Source organism: Pseudomonas sp. R-28-1W-6 (genome assembly GCF_009799925.1).
Classification (GTDB): domain Bacteria; phylum Pseudomonadota; class Gammaproteobacteria; order Pseudomonadales; family Pseudomonadaceae; genus Aquipseudomonas.
Map to the genome: position 1 here is coordinate 23,643 of NZ_WELK01000009.1, position 19,119 is coordinate 42,761.

At 67.0% G+C, this 19,119-nt stretch carries 15 protein-coding genes; 5 read left to right on the top strand and 10 right to left on the bottom strand.

Annotation, left to right across the window (positions count from 1 at the left end; genetic code table 11):
- Positions 1-5: 5 nt before the first annotated feature.
- Together fabA and F3I62_RS15475 are read right to left on the bottom strand one after the other, a co-directional pair.
- The gene (gene fabA, locus F3I62_RS15470) at positions 6-521 is read right to left on the bottom strand and encodes a 3-hydroxyacyl-[acyl-carrier-protein] dehydratase FabA (RefSeq protein WP_160080653.1); all 516 of its coding nucleotides are present in this window, start codon (positions 519-521) and stop codon (positions 6-8) included.
- Between the two features lie 180 nt (positions 522-701).
- Positions 702-2,603: an ATP-binding protein gene (locus F3I62_RS15475; RefSeq protein WP_160490541.1), complete on the bottom strand. Its 1,902-nt coding sequence runs from the start codon at positions 2,601-2,603 to the stop codon at positions 702-704.
- 275 nt (positions 2,604-2,878) lie between these two features.
- Here F3I62_RS15475 and F3I62_RS15480 point away from each other — a divergent pair, with 275 nt between their 5' ends.
- The 4 genes from F3I62_RS15480 (at position 2,879) to F3I62_RS15495 (ending at position 6,764) form a co-directional block, all read left to right on the top strand.
- The gene (locus tag F3I62_RS15480) at positions 2,879-3,901 is read left to right on the top strand and encodes an NAD(P)H-dependent glycerol-3-phosphate dehydrogenase (protein ID WP_160490542.1); all 1,023 of its coding nucleotides are present in this window, start codon (positions 2,879-2,881) and stop codon (positions 3,899-3,901) included.
- 19 nt (positions 3,902-3,920) lie between these two features.
- On the top strand, positions 3,921-4,268 hold the full coding sequence (locus F3I62_RS15485; protein ID WP_160490543.1) for a DUF4389 domain-containing protein: 348 nt from the start codon (positions 3,921-3,923) through the stop codon (positions 4,266-4,268).
- On the top strand, positions 4,265-4,723 hold the full coding sequence (gene sixA, locus F3I62_RS15490; RefSeq protein WP_160490544.1) for a phosphohistidine phosphatase SixA: 459 nt from the start codon (positions 4,265-4,267) through the stop codon (positions 4,721-4,723). Before F3I62_RS15485 ends, sixA begins: the two co-directional genes overlap by 4 nt.
- A 385-nt stretch (positions 4,724-5,108) precedes the next feature.
- Complete coding sequence (locus F3I62_RS15495; RefSeq protein WP_160490545.1) at positions 5,109-6,764, top strand: AMP-binding protein; 1,656 nt, start codon at positions 5,109-5,111, stop codon at positions 6,762-6,764.
- Positions 6,765-6,890: 126 nt separating this feature from the next.
- Here the strand turns inward: F3I62_RS15495 and cobA are convergent, their stop codons facing one another.
- The 8 genes from cobA to F3I62_RS15535 form a co-directional block, all read right to left on the bottom strand.
- Entirely contained in the window at positions 6,891-7,628 is a 738-nt protein-coding gene (gene cobA / locus F3I62_RS15500) for a uroporphyrinogen-III C-methyltransferase (RefSeq protein ID WP_160490546.1), read from the bottom strand.
- 10 nt (positions 7,629-7,638) lie between these two features.
- Positions 7,639-10,365, bottom strand: a complete 2,727-nt coding sequence (locus F3I62_RS15505) for a nitrate reductase (RefSeq protein ID WP_160490547.1) — start codon at positions 10,363-10,365, stop codon at positions 7,639-7,641.
- Positions 10,366-10,398: 33 nt separating this feature from the next.
- Positions 10,399-10,734, bottom strand: a complete 336-nt coding sequence (gene nirD / locus F3I62_RS15510) for a nitrite reductase small subunit NirD (protein ID WP_160490548.1) — start codon at positions 10,732-10,734, stop codon at positions 10,399-10,401.
- Positions 10,731-13,187, bottom strand: coding sequence for a nitrite reductase large subunit NirB (gene nirB, locus F3I62_RS15515; protein WP_160490549.1), 2,457 nt, complete (start codon positions 13,185-13,187; stop codon positions 10,731-10,733). Before nirB ends, nirD begins: the two co-directional genes overlap by 4 nt.
- 281 nt (positions 13,188-13,468) lie before the next feature.
- On the bottom strand, positions 13,469-15,136 hold the full coding sequence (locus F3I62_RS15520) for a bifunctional protein-serine/threonine kinase/phosphatase (protein ID WP_160490550.1): 1,668 nt from the start codon (positions 15,134-15,136) through the stop codon (positions 13,469-13,471).
- A 368-nt stretch (positions 15,137-15,504) separates the two neighbouring features.
- Positions 15,505-16,716 (bottom strand): nitrate/nitrite transporter, encoded by a 1,212-nt coding sequence (locus F3I62_RS15525; RefSeq protein ID WP_160490551.1) that lies wholly within the window; start codon positions 16,714-16,716, stop codon positions 15,505-15,507.
- Positions 16,717-17,222: 506 nt separating this feature from the next.
- Positions 17,223-17,699, bottom strand: a complete 477-nt coding sequence (locus tag F3I62_RS15530) for a cytochrome C (RefSeq protein WP_160490552.1) — start codon at positions 17,697-17,699, stop codon at positions 17,223-17,225.
- A gap of 78 nt (positions 17,700-17,777) precedes the next feature.
- Entirely contained in the window at positions 17,778-18,221 is a 444-nt protein-coding gene (locus F3I62_RS15535; protein WP_160080611.1) for a thioesterase family protein, read from the bottom strand.
- A gap of 125 nt (positions 18,222-18,346) precedes the next feature.
- Between F3I62_RS15535 and F3I62_RS15540 the strand changes: the two genes are divergently transcribed.
- Entirely contained in the window at positions 18,347-19,069 is a 723-nt protein-coding gene (locus F3I62_RS15540) for a ZIP family metal transporter (protein WP_218572897.1), read from the top strand.
- Positions 19,070-19,119 lie beyond the last annotated feature (50 nt).

The window sequence follows — 19,119 nt, forward strand, 5'->3', positions numbered from 1 at the left end:
GTCCTTCAGAAACTGTCGGTAGAGGTGAACAGGCCGACGCGCAAGCCTTCGGCACTGTAGATCTCGCGGCCATCGACGCTAACGGTGCCATCGGCGATGCCGAGGACCAGCGAGCGGCTGATGGTGCGCTTGATGTGAATGTTGTAGGTGATCTTCTTGGCGGTGGGCAGTACCTGGCCGAAGAATTTCACTTCGCCGGAACCCAGGGCGCGACCGCGGCCCGGATTGCCCTGCCAGCCGAGGTAGAATCCGACCAGCTGCCACATGGCGTCGAGGCCCAGGCAGCCCGGCATCACCGGGTCGCCCTCGAAGTGGCAGGCGAAGAACCACAGGTCCGGGTTGATATCGAGCTCGGCGACGATTTCGCCCTTGCCATACTTGCCGCCGGTGTCGCTGATGTGAACGATGCGGTCGATCATCAGCATGTTGGGGGCGGGCAGTTGCGCATTACCCGGGCCGAACAGCTCGCCACGGCTACAGCGCAGCAGGTCTTCCCGGGTGAAGGCGTTTTGCTTGGTCATGCGAGCTCCTCAATGGCCCCGCCGCACGGGGCTAAGCGATACATCCTGGTTGCCGCAGGCCGTGGGCATCTGTCGGCAGCGTAGTCATAGACTGTTGCGTCGTGGTGAAAGTCACAGTTCGATGTGAACACTTGTAACCTCGATTGCCCTCTGGCGCCATGACGCCCGACAAGGTTGACATTAGCACTCTCGATGACTGTTTTTGTGTAGCCAGCGAAGCAATATGCGCTCCAGGTCGGCACGCTTGAAGGGTTTGGCCAGATAATCGTTCATTCCGGCCTGCAGACAGGCTTCGCGATCGCCCTGCAGGGCATTGGCCGTGAGGGCGATGATCGGCGTAGTGGCATAAGCGTGCAGCTGACGAATCCGTCGGGTGGCTTCGTAACCATCCATGACCGGCAGGCGGCAATCCATCAGGACGGCCGCATAGTGATGCTGGCTGGCGCTGTGCACGGCCTGTACGCCATCGGCGACCAGGCTGACCTGGTAGCCGAGGCTGCGCAGCATGGCCTCGATCACGGTCTGGTTGACCGGGTTGTCTTCCACCAGCAGCACTTCCTCGCCGTCGCCGCGAAAGCCGAGCGGCTGGTTGCCCAGCGGCTCGATGCTCGAGCGCAGGCTGAAGGGCAGGGGGATCTCCAGGGTGAAGACCGAGCCCACGCCTTCGCTGCTGTGCGCATGCAGCGTGCCGCCCATGCGCTCGGCCAGGGTGCGGGCGATCGACAGGCCCAGGCCGGTGCCGCCATAACGCCGGGAAATCGAGGTGTCGGCCTGCTGGAAGGCATCGAACATGCGCTCCAGGCGCTGCGGGGCGATGCCGATGCCGCTGTCGTGCACCGCGCAGGTGAACCACAGCACCTGCTCATCCAGCGGTTGCCAGCGGGTTTCGATGCGGATGCCGCCTTCCTCGGTGAATTTCAGTGCATTGCCCAGCAGGTTGACCAGGATCTGGCGGATTCGCGTGGGGTCGCCCTGTACCTCGAACTGCTCAAGGCCCGGCTGGCTCTCCAGGCGCAGGTGCAGGCCATGCTGCTGGGCGCTGTGCTGGAACACCTGGATCGAGCCCTGCAGCAGTTCCAGCAGGTTGAACGGGATCCGTTCCAGTTCGAGGGCGTCGCGCTCGATGCGGGAGAAGTCGAGGATGTCGTTGATGACCTTGAGCAGATGCTCCGTCGACTCGGTGGCCAGGGCCGCGTATTCGGCCTGCTCGTCGTTCATCGGGGTGGTTTCCAGCAGCTGCAGCATGCCCAGTACCCCGTTCATCGGCGTGCGCAGCTCGTGGCTCATCATCGCCAGGAAGTCGGACTTGGCCCGGTTGGCCTGCTCGGCTTCCTCGCGGGTCTTGATCAGTTGCGTCATGGCCAGCTGCTGCTCGCGGCTGGCGCTGGCCAGGCTGGCGGCCAGGTTGTTGATGTGACGTGCCAGCGCGCCCAGCTCACCGTTGGCGGTTTCCGCCAGGGGCGTCTGGTACTGGCCTTGCTGCAAGGCTTTCAGGGCGCGGCCCATGTTGCTGATCGGGCGGGCCAGGCGCAGCGCCAGCTGGCGCGCCAGCAGGAAGGTCAGCAGCAGGGCGACCAGGCTGAGCACGGCGGCCTTGAGCAGGATCGCCTGCTGCCGGCTGGAAAAGGCGTCGCCGGACATGCCGACCACCACCTGGCCGAGGTTGTCGGCGGCGTACTGCTCGCTCGGCAGCGGGCGACCGCTCGCCAGGGCGCTCTGCTGCGGGCGGATGGGCGCCTTGAACACCTCAACGGCGGCACTGCCCTCGCTGTCCTGGCGCTCGACATAGACCAGGATGTTCTCCGCCCGGTCGCGCACCTCGAGGAAGCGCACGTTGGGGGTTTGCAGGGTGGCGCGCAGCAGGCTTTCGAGGATTGCCGGGTTTTCCGTGACGACCCCGTACTCGACCGCCGGAGCCAGCTGGCTGGCGATCAGCTGGCCGGTATGGTTGAGTTCCTCGCGCAGATCCTGCAGGCGGGCCTGGGTGAAGAAACCGGCCAGCAGCAGGGTCAGCAGCAGGGCCGGGCCCACGCTGACCAGCTGGGTGCGGGTGTGGATGCTCCAGTTGCCGCGACAGTTCATGGCGTGCCCGCCTCGGCGGCACAAGGCAAGCCGGCCGGGCAGCCCGGGATGCCACCTGCGGGCACTGGGGCGTCGATGCGGGAGGGGAGAGAGCCTGGGGGGAATGCTGCGCAGCGCACAAAACGGCCTTGTTCGGGGCGGGTTCCGCGCATGTTAACCGAGATGCGCCGCTTTGCCAGCGCACGGCGGCATCTGCAACAAGGGCTGGCCGCCCGCCCGAGGCTCCGCAATAATGCTGCACATTCGCCATCCAGATGGCTTCGTATGGATACATCATGACCGAGCAACAACCAGTCGCAGTGCTGGGCGGCGGCAGCTTTGGCACGGCCATCGCCAACCTGCTGGCCCAGAATGGCCAACGCGTTCGCCAGTGGATGCGTGACCCGGAGCAGGCGGCCGCCATGCGCAGCCAGCGGGAGAACCCGCGCTACCTGAAAGGCGTGAAACTGCACCCCGGGGTTGAACCGGTAACCGACCTCAACGCGACCCTGGCCGCCTGCGAGCTGGTGTTCGTCGCCTTGCCGTCCTCGGCGCTGCGCCAGGCCCTGCAGCCGGTGGCGGGGGCGCTGGCGGGCAAGCTGCTGGTCAGCACCACCAAGGGCATCGAGGCGCAGAGCTTCAAGCTGATGAGCCAGATCCTCGAGGAAGTGGCGCCGCAGGCGCGCATCGGCGTGCTCTCCGGGCCCAACCTGGCGCGGGAGATCGCTGAACAGGCACTGACCGCCACGGTGATCGCCAGCGAGGACGAAGAACTGTGCACGCGCGTGCAGCAGGCCCTGCACGGGCGCACCTTCCGCGTGTATGCCAGCCGCGACCGCTTCGGCGTGGAGCTCGGCGGCGCGCTGAAGAACGTCTACGCGATCATCGCCGGCATGGCCGTGTCCCTGGGCATGGGCGAGAATACCAAGAGCATGCTGATCACCCGCGCCCTGGCGGAAATGACCCGTTTCGCGGTCAAGCTCGGCGCCAATCCCATGACCTTCCTCGGCCTGGCCGGGGTGGGCGACCTGATCGTCACCTGCTCCTCGCCCAAGAGCCGCAACTACCAGGTCGGTTTCGCCCTGGGCGAGGGTTTGAGCCTGGAGGAGGCCGTGGCCCGCCTGGGCGAAGTGGCCGAGGGCGTCAACACGATCAAGGTGCTGAAGAGCAAGGCCGAGGAACTGCAGGTCTATATGCCGCTGGTAGCCGGCTTGCATGCAATCCTGTTCGAAGGGCGTACCCTGGCCCAGGTGATCGAGGCGCTGATGCGCGGCGAACCGAAGACCGACGTCGACTTCATTTCCACCAGCGGTTTCTGACCGAGATCGGGAGAACGACATGACTGAACCAAGCAAAGAACTGGAACGGGAATCCATCCTGCTGCGCATCCTGTGGATGGTGATCTTCGTCATCGTCTGGCAGCTGGCGGAAATCATCCTGGGCGGCGTGGTGCTGCTGCAGCTGGGTTATCGCCTGTTCTACGGCGCGCCCAACGGCAGCCTGCAGGGCTTTGGCGACAGCCTCAGCCAGTACCTGCAGCAGATCGGCCGCTTCGGCACCTTCAACAGTGAAGATAAGCCCTGGCCCTTCGCCGACTGGCCGACCCCGCGTGCGCCGCAGGACAACCAACCGCACAGCATTCCGCCCGCGGCGCACCCAGTGGTGGACGAAGAGCCCAAGCTGTGAAGCTGTGGCTGCTGCGTCACGGCGAGGCAGAGCCGCGCGCGCGCAGCGATGCCGAGCGCGTGCTGACCGAGCATGGGCGCAAGGAGGTACGGCATGCGGCCAAGCACCTGCGCGAGCGGCCGCTGGAGCAGATCCTGGTCAGCCCCTATCGGCGCGCCCAACAGACCGCCGAACTGGTGCGCGAGAAGCTCGGCCTGCAGCTGCCGCTGACCACCCTCGACTGGCTGACCCCGGATGACGACCCGCGCCAGGTGCTGCGCCGGCTGGATGAATTCACCGCCGAGGAATTGCTTATCGTCAGCCACAACCCGCTGCTCGGCGCGCTGGCCGGGCTGCTGGTGCATGGCCACCTGCAACAGCCCTTCACCCTGCACACCGCCAGCCTGATCTGCCTGGGTGGCGAGTTCCCGCTGGCCGGCGCGATGACCGTCGACGCCCTGTATCACCCGCATTAGGGGCTGTTCCCGTTTCGTTCGCGAACCGCGTTGCTGCACAAAATCGCGCCAGGCTAGGCGTGGGACGCAGGCAATGGTCATTCCCTTGGCAAGTCCCGCAACGACGCATGGCGCGATTTTGCGCGCAACCCGCAGGGACGGGCCCGTTTTTGCGCGGAACGTCGTTACTCGACGGCTCATTTGGACGACCAAACCTCGCGTCTCGCGCCTAGCCCCGCGCAAAAACAGGCTCCGGCGTGGCCGCGAACGAAACGGGAACAGCCCCTAGCAGCGCTGCGTGCGCTGAAACATTTCTTAACTTGCACTCCCTCCTTGCCCGTGGAATATTCAACCAAGCAAGTGCTTGGTTGCTCCCTGTGACAATAACAAAAAACAAGGAGGCCGCGTGGCCAGTGCAGTCCGTTTACCGCTCGAAGCGTTCTTCGCGCGTGAGTCGCTCCACCCGAACAAGGTCTACATGACCCAGCCCCTGGGCAATGGCCAGATCGAGCAGCTGACCTGGTCCGACGTCGGCGAGCAGGCGCGTCGTGCCGCCAGCTGGCTGCGCAGCCTGGAGCTGGAACCGGGCAGCCGCATCGCCATCGTCTCGAAGAACTGTGCCCACTGGATCGTCACCGACCTGGCCATCTGGATGGCCGGCCACGTGTCCGTGCCGCTGTATCCCAATCTCACTGGCGATTCCGTCCGTCAGGTCCTGCAGCATGCCGAAGCCCGCGTGGCCTTCATCGGCAAGCTCGACGACTGGCCGGCGATGGCCCCGGGCGTGCCCGAGGGCGTGGTCAGCGTGTGCCTGCCGCTACACCCGCACGGCCGCTTCGACCGCACCTGGCAGGACCTGCAGGCCTGTGCACCGATCCAGGACACCCCGCGCCCGGCGGCCGAACAGCTGGCGACCATCATCTACACCTCCGGCACCACCGGCATGCCCAAGGGCGTGATGCACAGCTTCGGCAACTTCGGCTTCACCGCCAGCCATGCCACCGAGCTGTTCGGCGTCGATCAGAGCGATCGGGTGTTGTCCTACCTGCCGCTGTGCCATGTGGCCGAGCGCATGTTCGTCGAGCTGAATTCGCTGTACAGCGGCCTGAGCGTGTACTTCGCCGAGAGCCTCGACACCTTTCTCGCCGACCTGCGCCGCGCGCGCCCCACGGTGCTGTTCGGCGTGCCGCGGATCTGGACCAAGTTCCAGATGGGCGTCTACTCGAAGATGCCGGCGAAGCGACTGGATCTGCTCCTGTCCATCCCGCTGATCGGTCGCCTGGTGGGGCGCAAGGTGCTGCACGGCCTGGGCCTGGATGCGGTGCGCTATGGCCTGTCCGGCGCCGCGCCGGTGCCGGAAACCCTGCTCAGCTGGTATCGCCGCCTGGGCCTGGAGTTGCAGGAGGTCTATGGCATGACCGAGAACTGCGGCTATTCCCACGTCTGCCGGCCGGGCAAGTTCAAGCAGGGCTGGATCGGCCAGAACAACCCCGGCGTCGAGGTGCGCATCAGCGAGGAGGGCGAGGTGCTGGTGCGCAGCGGCGCGACCATGCAGGGCTACTTCAAGGAGCCGGGCAAGACCGCCGAGGCGATGACCGAGGATGGCTTCCTGCGTACCGGCGACAAGGGCGAGCAGGATGCCGAAGGCAACCTGCGCCTGACCGGGCGGATCAAGGAGATCTTCAAGACCAGCAAGGGCAAGTACGTGGCCCCGGCGCCGATCGAGAACCGCCTGGCGGTGCACTCGCATATCGAGCAGGTCTGCGTGGTCGGCGATGGCCTGCCGCAGCCTCTGGCCCTGTGCGTGCTCTCCGAAACCGGGCGCAAGCAGCCGCGTGAGCAGCTGGAAGGCAGCCTCAAGCGCCTGCTCGACGAGATCAACCAGGAACTCGACAAGCACGAGCGCCTGCACAGCCTGGTGCTGGTGCCTGAGGTCTGGGCGGTCGACAACGGCTTCCTCACCCCGACCCTGAAGATCAAGCGCGCCATCGTCGAGGGCGCCTACAGCCCGCACTTCCAGGCCTGGGGCAGTCGCTCCGGCGAGGTGTTCTGGCAGGAGTAGGCGCGGGCGGAAGTCCTGCTGCAATGCTTGGGGCGTTTCTCACGGGTCAGCAACCACTTCCGTCGTTGCAAAAAAAAGCCCGGCCAAAAGGCCGGGCAAAGCATTTCTCCGCAGGAGCGAAGGGGATCAGGCAATCTCTGCCAAAGCGTGAAGCTGTTGCTGCGCGGCCACTTCGCCGATCACCAGGATCGCCGGGCTTTTCAGCTGGAAGTCGTGGGCGGCCTGTTGCATGCCGGCCAGGGTGCTGCGGCACTCGCGCTGGTGGGGCAGCGAGGCGTTTTCGATCATCGCCACCGGCATATCGGCGCGCATGCCGCCGGCCAGCAGGCTGTCGCGCACCTCTGGGAGTTTTGCCACGCCCATGTACACCACCAGGGTGGTGCCGCTCTGTGCCAGGGCCGGCCAGTTGAGGCTGCTGTCGTCCTGGGTGTGGGCGGTGACCAGGGTCACGCCGCGGGCGATGCCACGCAGGGTCAGGGGGATGCCGCAGTTGGTGGCGCCGGCCAGGCCGGCGGTGATGCCGTTGACCATCTCCACCTCGATGCCGTGCTCGGCCAGCCAGTCGGCTTCCTCGCTGCCGCGGCCGAAGATGCACGGGTCGCCGCCTTTCAGGCGCACCACGCACTTACCCTGGCGTGCGTAGCGCAGCATCAGGCGGTGGATGAATTCCTGCGGGGTGGAGCGGCAGCCGCCGCGCTTGCCCACCGGGACGATCCTGGCGGCGGGGCAGTGCTCCAACACGGCCGGGTTGACCAGATCGTCGATCATCACGATGTCGGCCCGGTTGAGGGCTTTCACCGCCTTGAGGGTCAGCAGTTCCGGATCGCCCGGGCCTGCGCCTACCAGCCAGACTTTTGCGCTCATGGTCATCTCCTCAGGCGTTCGCCGCGGCGGACAGGGGTTGTGTCGCCAGCAGGCGTTTGATTTCCGGGACGCAGGAGCCGCAGCTGGTGCCGCATTTCAGCTCCTGCTTGAGGCCATCCAGGTCGAGGCCGCGGGCGATGCCGGCGCACACCGCGTCCTCGCCGACGTTCAGGCAGTTGCACAGGGTCTTGCCGGCCTTCTTGCCGCTGCTGCCAGGCGGGGTGGACAGCGGCGCGAGCAGCCAGCGGCGCAGGTCGGCGTCGGCCTTGCCCTCGCTCCACAGGCCCTTGAGCCAGTCGCGGGCGGCGGTTTCGCCAGCCAGGCGGATGCTGACGATGCGCCCGTCCTCGATGCGCACGCGCTTGCCGACGGTTCTGCGCGGGTCGTCGTAGGCCAGCACCGGACCTTCATCGACGCCGAGCAGGGCGTCGATCTGCGCCAGCAGCCCGGCTTCGGGGGCCACCGCACTGGCGGCGCGGATCAGCAGGGCCGGGCGCTCGCGACCGGTGAGGGTCAGGTTGGCGTAGGCGAACTCCTCGAACAGCGGGCGCAGGGCGTTGAAGCGCTGCTGCACGTTGCCTTCCACCAGGGCGAACAGCTGCCAGGGCAGCTCGACTTTCTCCACCTCGACCCCTGCCTGCTTCAGCTCCGGCTGCTTGGACAGCGGATCGAACGCCGGCTGGGTCAGCACGTTGGTGCCCAGGCCCTTGAGGAAGCGGTTGCCCCAGTGCATCGGCAGGTAGGCCTGGCCGGAGCGCACGCCGTCGTCGGCCTGTACCGGCACGATCAGGCTGCCGCGGCGGCTGCGCACCTTGACCAGGTCGCCGGCCTGCAGACGGCGCCGGCGCAGCTCGTCCGGGTGCAGGCTGAGCACGGCTTCCTCGGCATGGCCGAACAGCCGTGCGGCGGTGCCGGTCCGGCTCATGCCATGCCACTGGTCGCGCAGGCGGCCGGTGTTGAGGGTCAGCGGGAAGCGCGCCTCGCGCTTTTCCTGGGGGGCGCGGTAGGGATCGGCGAGGAACTGCGCACGACCGTTTGGGGTGGGGAAGCGACCGTCGCCATACAGGCGCGGGGTGCCCCGGGTAGCGCCGGCCGGGAACGGCCATTGCTGGGGACCTTGGTTATCCAGCAGCGCGTAGCTCAGACCGGACAGGTCGAGATCGCGGTTGCGGGTCAGGTGTTTGTATTCCTCGAACAGCGATTCGCTGTCGAGGAAGGTGAACAGGCTGGGCAGGCCGGGGCGGAGCAGTTGTTCCAGGCGGCGGGCGAAATCACTGGTGATCGCCCAGTCCGGCCGCGCCTCTGCGGGCGCTGGCACGGCGCGGCGCACATGGCTGATGCGTCGCTCGGAATTGGTCACGCTGCCTTCTTTTTCGCCCCAGCTGGCGGCCGGGAGCAGCAGGTCGGCGTAATGGCAGGTCTCGGTGGTGAAGAAGGCTTCCTGCACCACCACAAACGGGCAGGCGGCCAGGGCCTCGTGCACCTTGTTCTGGTTGGGCAGCGATTGCGCCGGGTTGGTGCAGGCGATCCACAGGGCCTTGATCTTGCCCTCGCGCACCGCATCGAACAGTTCGATGGCGGTCAGCCCGGGGGTTTCCGGCAGGCTGTCGACGCCCCAGTAGCGGGCGACCTCGGCGCGGTGCTCGGCATTGCCGGCCTCGCGGTGGCCCGGCAGCAGGTTGCTCAGGCTGCCGGTTTCGCGGCCGCCCATGGCGTTGGGCTGGCCGGTGAGGGAGAAGGGGCCGGCGCCGGGCTTGCCGATCTGCCCGGTGGCCAGGTGCAGGTTGATCAGCGCGCTGTTCTTGGCGCTGCCTGCGCTGGACTGGTTGAGGCCCATGCACCACAGCGAGAGGAAGCTCGGCGCCTTGCCGATCAGCTCGGCGCAGGCCTGCAGGTTTTCCACCGAGATGCCGCAGGTATCGGCGACTATCCCCGGGGTGAAGTCGCGCACCAGGGTCTTCAGGGCGTCGAAGCCTTCGGTGTGGGCATCGATGTAGGCGCGGTCGATCCAGCCTTCCCACATGAGGATGTGCAGGATGCCGTGGAACAGGGCGACGTCGGTACCCGGCAGGATCGCCAGGTGCAGGTCGGCCAGCTCGCAGGTGTCGGTGCGCCGCGGGTCGACCACGATGACCTTCATCTCTGGCCGGCGCGCCTTGGCTTCTTCCAGGCGGCGGAACAGCACCGGGTGGGCGTAGGCCATGTTGGAGCCGGCGATCAGCAGGCAGTCGCTCAGCTCGATGTCTTCGTAGCTGCACGGCGGCGCGTCGGCACCCAGGCTGCGCTTGTAGCCGACCACGGCCGAGCTCATGCACAGGCGCGAGTTGCTGTCGATATTGTTGGTGCCGACCAGGGCGCGGGCCAGCTTGTTGAAGGCGTAGTAGTCCTCGGTCAGCAGCTGGCCGGAGATGTAGAAGGCCACGCTGTCCGGGCCGTGCTCGCGGATGGTTTCGGCGAACCGATTGGCGGCGTGATCGAGGGCGTTATCCCAGTCGGTGCGCGAGCGCGCCAGGCCCTTGCCCAGGCGCAGCTCGGGGTACAGGCCGCGGGCGTCGAGGTCGCCGGTCAGGTGCAGGGTCGAACCCTTGCTGCACAGCTTGCCGAAGTTCGCCGGGTGGCTGGGGTCGCCTTGCACGCCGGTGATCTTCTCGCCGTCATGCTCGATCAGCACGCCGCAACCCACGCCGCAGTAGCAGCAGGTCGAGGCGGTGACTGTTGTTTCAGCGGTTAGAGACATGGCGTGTGATTCCGTAGAGGCGAAGGGCTGGCTTCAAGCACAGGCGGCCGCGGTGGCCGCGTTGTGCAGGGCGAGCAGCACGCGGCCATCGACCACCTTCACGTCGTGACGGTGCGCGCAGCCTTCGTCCGGGGCCACGGCCACGCCGCTTTCCAGTTCGATCTGCCAGTTGTGCAGCGGGCAGGCCACGCGCTTGCCGTAGATCAGCCCCTGGGACAGCGGCCCGCCCTTGTGCGGGCAGCGGTCGTCGAGGGCGAACACCTCATCTGCGGAAGTTCTGAAAATCGCGATGTCGCCTTTCGGCCCGCTGACAATTCGGGAACCCAGCACATTGATCTCTTCCAGGGCACAGATATCCAGCCAGTTCATGCGGTGGCCTCCTCAACGGCTACGACGGGGATACGGTCGAATTCTTTCTTCAGCTGCGGGGTTTCGATGCGTTCTTTCCACGGGTCCTGCTCGAACGACAGCGCGTACTGCAGGCGCGCGTTGAGCGCCTTGCGGTTGCCTTCGTCCTCCAGCACGGCCTTCTTGATGTGTTCCATGCCCACGCGCTGCATGTAGTGCACGGTGCGCTCCAGGTAGAAGGCTTCCTCGCGGTACAGCTGGAGGAAGGCGCCGTTGTATTCGCGCACCTCTTCGGCGGTTTTCACCTTGACGAAGAACTCGGCGACCTCGGTCTTGATCCCGCCGTTGCCGCCGATGTACATCTCGAAGCCGGAATCCACGCCGATGATGCCGACGTCCTTGATGCCGGCCTCGGCGCAGTTGCGCGGGCAGCCGGAGACGGCCAGCTTGACCTTGTGCGGCGACCACATGTTGAACAGGTCGTGTTCCAGGTCGATGCCCAGCTGGGTCGAGTTCTGCGTGCCGAAGCGGCAGAACTCGCTGCCGACGCAGGTCTTCACGGTGCGGATGGACTTGCCGTAGGCGTGGCCGGAGGCCATGTCGAGGTCTTTCCACACGGCCGGCAGGTCTTCCTTCTTGATCCCCAGCAGGTCGATGCGCTGGCCGCCGGTGACCTTGACCATCGGCACGTTGTACTTGTCTGCCACGTCGGCGATGCGGCGCAGCTCGGACGGGTTGGTCACGCCGCCCCACATGCGCGGTACCACCGAGTAGGTGCCGTCCTTCTGGATGTTGGCGTGGGCGCGTTCGTTGATCAGGCGCGACTGCGGGTCGTCCTTGGCCTCGCCCGGCCAGGTGGAGATCAGGTAGTAGTTGAGTGCCGGGCGGCAGGTGGCGCAGCCGTTGGGCGTCATCCAGTTCAGGTACTCCATGGTCTGCGCCATGCTGGTCAGGTGCTGCTCGCGGATCGCCTTGCGGATCTGCCCGTGGTTCATCTCGCTGCAGCCGCAGATGGCTTTTTCGCTCTTCGGCTTGACGTCGGCGGCGCCGCCGACGGTGCTGATCAGGATCTGCTCGACCAGGCCGGCGCAGGAGCCGCAGGAACTGGCGGCCTTGGTGTGCTTCTTCACGTCGTCGACGCTGAACAGGCCGTTTTCCTGGATCGCCTTGACGATGGTGCCCTTGCACACGCCGTTGCAGCCGCACACTTCCATGCTGTCGGGCATGCTCGCCGCGCTGCTCTGGCCCTGGTGGCCGACGTCACCCAGGGCGCTCTCGCCGAACATCAGGTGATCGCGGATCTGGCTGATGTTGGCGTTCTCCTTGACCTGGCGGAAGTACCAGCCGCCGTCGGCGGTGTCGCCATACAGGCAGGCGCCTACCAGCACGTCGTCCTTGATCACCAGCTTCTTGTACACGCCGCCGATGGGGTCGGAGAGGGTGATGGTCTCGGTTCCGTCGCTGCCCATGAAGTCGCCGGCGGAGAACAGGTCGATGCCGGTGACTTTCAACTTGGTCGAGGTCACCGAGCCCTGGTAGCGGGCGAAGCCGAGCTGGGCCAGGTGGTTGGCGCAGACCTTGGCCTGTTCGAACAGCGGCGCGACCAGGCCGTAGGCGATGCCGCGGTGGTTGGCGCATTCGCCGATCGAGTACACGCGCGGGTCGTAGGTCTGCATGGTGTCGTTGACCAGGATGCCGCGGTTGCACGGGATGCCGGCCTTCTCCGCCAGCTCGGTGTTGGGGCGGATACCGGCGGCCATCACCACCAGGTCGGCGGGGATCACGTCGCCACCCTTGAACTGCACGGCGCAGACCCGGCCTTCGCCGTTGTCCATCAGTTCTTCGGTCTGCTCGTTGAGGCGGAAGTGGATGCCGCGGGCCTCCAGGGCGCTCTGCAGCAGCTTGCCGGCGGTCTTGTCGAGCTGGCGTTCGAGCAGCCAGTCGGACAGGTGCACCACGGTCACGTCCATGCCGCGCAGCTTGAGGCCGTTGGCCGCCTCCAGGCCGAGCAGGCCGCCGCCGATCACCACCGCGTGGCTGTGGGTCTTGGCGGTGGCCATCATCATTTCGGTGTCGGCGATGTCGCGGTAGCCGATCACGCCCTGCAGCTTGTTGCCGGGAATCGGCAGGATGAACGGGTTGGAGCCGGTGGCGATGAGCAGGCGGTCGTATTCGGCGGTGCTGCCGTCTTCGGCGATGACGATGCGCTTCTTGCGGTCGATATCGACCACCTTGCGGTTGAGCATCAGCTTGACGTTGTTCTCGGCGTACCAGTTGAGGTCGTTGAGGACGATCTCGTCGAAGGTCTGCTCGCCCGCCAGCACCGGCGACAGCAGGATGCGGTTGTAGTTGGGGTGCGGTTCGGCACCGAAGACGGTGATGTCATACAGGTCGGGGGCGAGCTTGAGCAGCTCTTCCAGGGTTCTGACCCCGGCCATGCCGTTGCCGACCATTACCAGTTTGAGTTTTTTCATGGTTCCTCTCCGTCACGGATACCGAAAATCGGAAAACAAAAAAGGCGTCCCGCTAGTCACCTAGCGAGGACGCCTTTGTCCTTGTCCCGATCTGTCGGGAGGCACTGCGCTCGTCGTTGAGGGCGATGCCTTTATGTAATGTCGATGTCTGTAAAGCAGGCAGCGTGCCAACTTTGCGAAAGCCTGGTTTTTAGCGGGTTGGCGCGGGGTTTTGCGGATTTTTCACGGGCCGTCGACGCACCTGTTTAAGGCCTCTTGCGCCGTTGTGGTGCGCCGCGCCCCTACTTGAGCAGCAGCACCAGCAGGGCCAGGTTGAGCAGCAGGGAAACCAGGGCCACGCCGCGCCAGACTTTCAGCGGCTCGCGTTCCAGCAGCGGGCGCGGGCGCAGCACTAGGGCCTGGCGTTCGCCCTGTTCGAGGGCCAGCAGCCATTCCTCGGCGGTTTCGAAGCGCTCGGCCGGGTTGACCGCCACCGCGCGCAGCAGGCAGTCGTCGAGCCAGCTGGGCAGGTCGGGGCGGTAGCGGCTGGGTGCGGTCGGCTTGCCGAAGCGCGGATGCTGGAAGGCCTCGATCTCGCCGTAGGGGTAGTGCCCGGTGAGCAGGTGATAGAGGGTCACGCCGGCGGCGTAGAGGTCCTGCTGGGCGCTGGGCTTGCCGCCGCTGAAGGCCTCCGGGGCAATATAGCTGGGCGTGCCGGGCAGGGCATGGGCCTCGTCGCGGGACAGGCCGGGGCAGTAGGCCAGGCCGAAATCCAGCACGCGCAGCTCGCCGTCGTCGCACCACAGCAGGTTTTCCGGCTTGATGTCGCGGTGCAGCAGGTTGCGCCGGTGCAGCATGCCGAGGGCCTTGAGCAGGCGCGGCGCCAGCTCCAGCCATTCCGGCAGGCCCAGCGGGCCGGACAGACGCAGGTGTTCGGCAAGGGTCTGGCCCTGGTGCTCGCGCTGCACGTAGTACAGATGCTGGCGCTGCGGCAGCGGGTGGACTTCGGCAAAGTGGCGCCCGGCCACGCGGCGCAGGAACCATTCCTCGAGCAGCAGGGCCGGGCCGGCCTGTTCCTCGTCATGCCGGCTGGCCGGCAGGGTCTTCAGCAGCCAGCGCCGCGACTGGTTGTCGCGCACCCGGTAGACCAGCGACTGGCGCGACTCGGCGAGCAGGCGCTCGATCTGCCAGCCCTCGAAGCTCTGGCCGTCGCGCAGCTTGGGCGGCAGCGGCCAGTGCTGGATCTGCGCCAGGGTGTCGGCCAGGTCGTTGTCCGGCAGGCCCTGCACCTGCACCAGCAGGGCGCTGGCATTGTCCTGGCTGCCGGCCAGGTGGGCGGCGCTGACCAGGGCGCGGCAGGCCGCGGCCGGGTCGCTCTCGTCCTTGAGCATGCTGTGCACGCCGTGGTCGCCGAGGGTCGACCAGACGCCGTCGCTGACCAGCAGGAAGCTTTCGCCCTCGCGCAGTTCGCCTTCCAGGTAGTCCACCACCAGGTGCTGGTCCAGGCCCATGGCGCGCTTGAGCACGTGCTGCATGCCCGGCTGTTCCCACACGTGGTCTTCGCTGAGGCGCTCGATCTGCCCGTCCAGCCAGCGGTAGGCGCGGCAATCGCCGACATGCGCGAGGGTGAAGCGGCGGCCGCGCAGGACCAGGGCGGTGAGGGTGGTCAGCAGCGGCTGGCCGCCGCCGTTGGCCTGCAGCCAGCGGTTGTGGGCGACCAGCAGGCGATCCAGCGATTGCGCCACGGCCCAGGTTTCCGGGGTGGCGTAGTAGTCGAGGGCCAGGGCCTGCAGGGTGGCGCGGGCGGCCAGGCCGCCGTCGGCACACTGGCTGACGCCGTCGGCCAGGGCGAACAGAAAGCCCTTGCTCGCCGCCAGGGCCGGCGTCGGGGTGACCACGCGGATGGCATCCTGGTTTTCCGCCCGGGGGCCGGTGGCGGTGGCTTCACCGAAGGTCAGTTGCAGGGCCATCTGGGGGTCTCGTGTGGGCGGACGTGCAAAAGGGCGATGGAGATCGCCCTCAAGGGTAGTGCGCAGGTCGGTTGAGACAAAGGCGAAGCCGGCGCGGCCTCCCTGGCAAGGCGCCGTGACCGGTGCCTTGCCACCTTTCCTGACCAGTGCGAGGAGGCTGGACCGGGCCCGCCTTTGTCGCAACCGACCTGTTGTACTGTCGCGGAGCGCATCCGCGATGCTTACGCAGAATCTGTTTACGGTCTCGCGAGCTAGAGGCAGACAAGGCAAAAATGGCCGAGGGAGCGGAGTTTACGAGCTGTAAATGAGCATCCCGAGGCCATTTTTAACGCGGTATGGCCGACGCGCAGCAGACCCTAAGCAGGTTCTCAGACCCGCGCCGCGGTGACGGCGGCCGAGCCCCAGGTGGTGCGCCAGCGCTGCTTGACGCCGTACAGGCCGACCCAGGCGAGGATGCCCAGGCTGGCGAACAGCCACAGGCCGAGCTGGTAGGAACCGGTGGACTGCTTGATGGCGCCGAGCCCGGCGGTCAGGCAGAAGCCGCCGATGCCGCCGGCCATGCCGATCAAGCCGGTCATCACGCCGATCTCCTTGCGAAAACGCTGCGGCACCAGCTGGAACACCGCGCCGTTGCCGGCACCCAGGCTGAGCATGGCGACCACGAACAGGGCCAGGGCGGCCAGCGAGCTGGGCAGGTTGAAACCGACCACGGCGATGCAGATCGAGGCGCAGGTGTACATCACCAGCAGCGAGCGGATGCCGCCGATGCGGTCGGCCAGGGCGCCGCCGAGGGGGCGCATCAGGCTGCCGGCGAACACGCAGGCGGCGGTGTAGTAGCCGGCCTTGACCGGGTCGAAGCCGTACTGGTCGTGGAAGTAGCCGGGCAGGGTGCTGGCCAGGCCGAGGAAGCCGCCGAAGGTCACGCTGTAGAAGAACATGAACCACCAGCTGTCACGGTCGCCCAGGGCCTTGAGGTAGTCGGCCATGGATTTCACCGGCGGCCGCTCCGGGGCGTTGCGCGCCACCGTGGCGAAGATGACCAGCACCAGCACCAGCGGGATCAGCGCCAGGCCGAACACGTTGCTCCAGCCGAACAGGGCGGCCAGGCCGGGGGCGAACAGGGCGGCCAGCACGGTGCCGGAGTTGCCGGCGCCGGCGATGCCCATGGCCTTGCCCTGGTGCTGCGGCGGGTACCACTGCGAGGCCAGCGGCAGGGCGACGGCGAAGGAGGCGCCGGCGAAGCCGAGGAACAGGCCGAGCAGCAGCGCCTGTTCGTAGTTGTGCACGCCGTGCAGCCAGGCCACCGTGAGGGCGGCGATGACGATCACCTGGCCGATCAGGCCGGCGGTTTTCGGCGAGGTGCGGTCGGCCAGCAGGCCCATCAGGAAGCGCAGCACGGCGCCGGCCAGGATCGGCGTGGCGACCATCATGGCGCGTTGCTGGGTGGTCAGGCCCAGGTCGGTGGCGATCTGCACGCCCAGCGGGCCGAGCACGTACCAGACCATGAAGCTCAGGTCGAAATAGAGGAAGGCGGCGAACAGCGTCGGTGCGTGGCCGGCTTTCCAGAAACTTGTATTCATCCAACACCTCGTCAGCAAATGAGAGTCCCGGTCGGCTGTCGGTCGATGTGATCGTGGGCACATCGCCGGCAGCCGCCGGGCGAAGCCGGGCGCTTGTGACGCCCGGCCCTGAGGCCGAAGCCGCAGCCAGATTGAGAGAGTTACCGGTCGACGTCCGGATCGCGGCCCGTCGACCCACCCCAGGCGTTGGGGCTGAAACGCAAAAGGCGCCGCACCACCTGGTCGCCGGAAGCGGGGTGGTGCGACGCCTTTGTCGTAAGTAGGGCAGCCGCCGTTGGATGCCTATGGCAGTCCTACAGCAAGAGCTGGGCCAAGCTGGCGAAACGCCTTGAAACCGGGGACTTCGGCGGATTGTGCGCTGCCGCCTGGCTCAATCCGGTGCGGATTGCCTGCGCTGCGCACCTTATTGAGGCGAGGGGCGCACTCTTGCAGCCTGCAACCTGGCGCACGCGGCGCTGGGCGGCGCGACTCCAGCCAGGCGCAGCGCCACCGAAACCGCGTCCAGGTTACTGCGCCGGCGGCATGGGGAACTGCACCGCCGGCCCTGCGGCGGCCTGCCCCGGCGGCAGGGCGGCTGGCGCGGGCTGGCCGGCCTCACCGAGCTGCTTGGCGAAGCGGTGGATGCTGCGCAGATCGTCTTCTTCCATGATGCGCAGGGCGTGGCTGGGCATCGGCGGGCGGTAGCTGGCATTGCGCGCCACCTGCAGCCACTGCTCCTCGCTCAGCTTGGGCAGCACCAGGCGCAGGTTGCTGGCGTAGGTGGTGCCCCAGGGGCCGCTCCAGCCGAGGCTGTCGCCGAGCAGCCAGGCGCTTTCCGGCACCTTGTCCGGCGCCAGGATGTAGCCGGCGGTGTGGCAGTCGTTGCAGCCGGCGACCTGGACCAGGTAGCGGCCGCGCTCGGCGGAGGGCTCGGCCTGGCTGGCCAGGGGCAGGCCGGCCAGGCAGCAGAGCAGGAGGGTACGGGCTGGGGAAAGGTTGGGCACGGTCGGGCTCCTCGGTGAATGCCTCTAGGCGGGCAGTGCGGTTTTAACCCTAGAGCGTTCACCAAAGGTTCGCCAGCGTCACGCCAGCCAGTTGACCGTGGGAAAGGTGGCGCGAAAATCCGCGGGCATCTCGACCACCTTGCCCAGGCTGTAGTCGAAGAACACGAAGCCGGATTTGGCCAGGGCGATCAGCGTGCCGTCGGCCGGGCGAGTGATGCGGAAGATGATGTCGCCGCCGTAGCGGTTGAAGTCCATCACCCCAACCTCGAACAGCAGCTGGTCGCGGGCATGGGCCTCGGCGCGGTACATGGTGGCCAGGTCGGTGACGATGATGCCGGGGCCGCTGGCGGAGGTTTCGCGGATGCCGAAGTCGAACAGGAAACGCGCCCGCGCCTCGGAGATCATCGAGATCATCGAGTCGTTGCTGAGGTGGTTGGCGGCGTTGATATCGGTGCTGCGCACGGTCATGTGGCTGCTGTAGCAGAAGCTCTGCCGGGAAAAATCGAGGGTGAGACGGGCCATGGGGCATGCTGCGTGGGAACGGGGCGCACAGTCTAACCGCGCCCGGCTGATCTGGCGCAGTGTCGGGCGTTGCCGCTAGGGTTAAGCTGGCCGTGCAGCGAAGGGAGCAAGACGTGCCAAGCGACATGACGATGCAAGCCGGCCTGTGGGGCCTGGTGGCGGCCAGCAGCCTGTTGCTCGGCGCCTGGCTAGGGGTTTACCTGAGCCTGTCGAAGCGCGTGGTGGCGACCATCATGGCCTATGGCAGCGGCGTACTGATCGGCGCCATGTGCTTCGAGCAGATCCCCGAGGCGCGGCGCCTGGGCGGCCTGGCGGCAACCCTGCTGGGCCTGCTCTGCGGCGGCGCGCTGTTCGTGGTGATCAACGAGTGGCTGGACCGCATCGAGTACCAGCACCGCCGGCGGGTGGGCCGGCGTACCTCCATGCTCGGCCTGCTGATTGCCGCCGGGGCCTTTCTCGACGGCATTCCGGAATCCCTCGGCCTGGGCCTGGGCCTGCTCGATGGCGGCTCGGTGAGCCAGATGCTGCTGGTGGCGATCTTCCTCTCCAACCTGCCGGAAAGCCTGGCCAGCGCCAACGGCCTGCGCGCCGAAGGGCACAGCAGGGCCTACATCTTCGGCCTGTGGGGCGCCATCGTGCTGCTCTCCGGGCTGGCGGCCATGGCCGGCCCGGCGCTGTTCGCCGGGATGCCGCCGTTGTGGCTGGGGGTAGCCCTGAGTTTTTCCGCCGGCGCGGTCATGTGCATGCTGGTCGATACGCTGATTCCCGAGGCCTTTTCCAGCACCCATGCGCTGACCGGGCTGATCACCCTGGCCGGTTTCATGACCGCCCTGGCCCTGGATGGCTAGTCGGCTCTGACGCTGCCGGCGCCCTGCGCTACAATGCGCGGCGTTCCGAT

What these genes read in the sequence shown, in the direction of transcription:
- nirB (WP_160490549.1), bottom strand. Translation starts at nt 13,187, where the DNA reads ATGAAAAAACTCAAACTGGTAATGGTCGGCAACGGCATGGCCGGGGTC.
- nirD (WP_160490548.1), bottom strand. Translation starts at nt 10,734, where the DNA reads ATGAACTGGCTGGATATCTGTGCCCTGGAAGAGATCAATGTGCTGGGT.
- F3I62_RS15540 (WP_218572897.1), top strand. Translation starts at nt 18,347, where the DNA reads ATGACGATGCAAGCCGGCCTGTGGGGCCTGGTGGCGGCCAGCAGCCTG.
- F3I62_RS15520 (WP_160490550.1), bottom strand. Translation starts at nt 15,136, where the DNA reads ATGGCCCTGCAACTGACCTTCGGTGAAGCCACCGCCACCGGCCCCCGG.
- cobA (WP_160490546.1), bottom strand. Translation starts at nt 7,628, where the DNA reads ATGAGCGCAAAAGTCTGGCTGGTAGGCGCAGGCCCGGGCGATCCGGAA.
- F3I62_RS15475 (WP_160490541.1), bottom strand. Translation starts at nt 2,603, where the DNA reads ATGAACTGTCGCGGCAACTGGAGCATCCACACCCGCACCCAGCTGGTC.
- F3I62_RS15525 (WP_160490551.1), bottom strand. Translation starts at nt 16,716, where the DNA reads ATGAATACAAGTTTCTGGAAAGCCGGCCACGCACCGACGCTGTTCGCC.
- F3I62_RS15480 (WP_160490542.1), top strand. Translation starts at nt 2,879, where the DNA reads ATGACCGAGCAACAACCAGTCGCAGTGCTGGGCGGCGGCAGCTTTGGC.
- F3I62_RS15485 (WP_160490543.1), top strand. Translation starts at nt 3,921, where the DNA reads ATGACTGAACCAAGCAAAGAACTGGAACGGGAATCCATCCTGCTGCGC.
- F3I62_RS15535 (WP_160080611.1), bottom strand. Translation starts at nt 18,221, where the DNA reads ATGGCCCGTCTCACCCTCGATTTTTCCCGGCAGAGCTTCTGCTACAGC.
- fabA (WP_160080653.1), bottom strand. Translation starts at nt 521, where the DNA reads ATGACCAAGCAAAACGCCTTCACCCGGGAAGACCTGCTGCGCTGTAGC.
- F3I62_RS15505 (WP_160490547.1), bottom strand. Translation starts at nt 10,365, where the DNA reads ATGTCTCTAACCGCTGAAACAACAGTCACCGCCTCGACCTGCTGCTAC.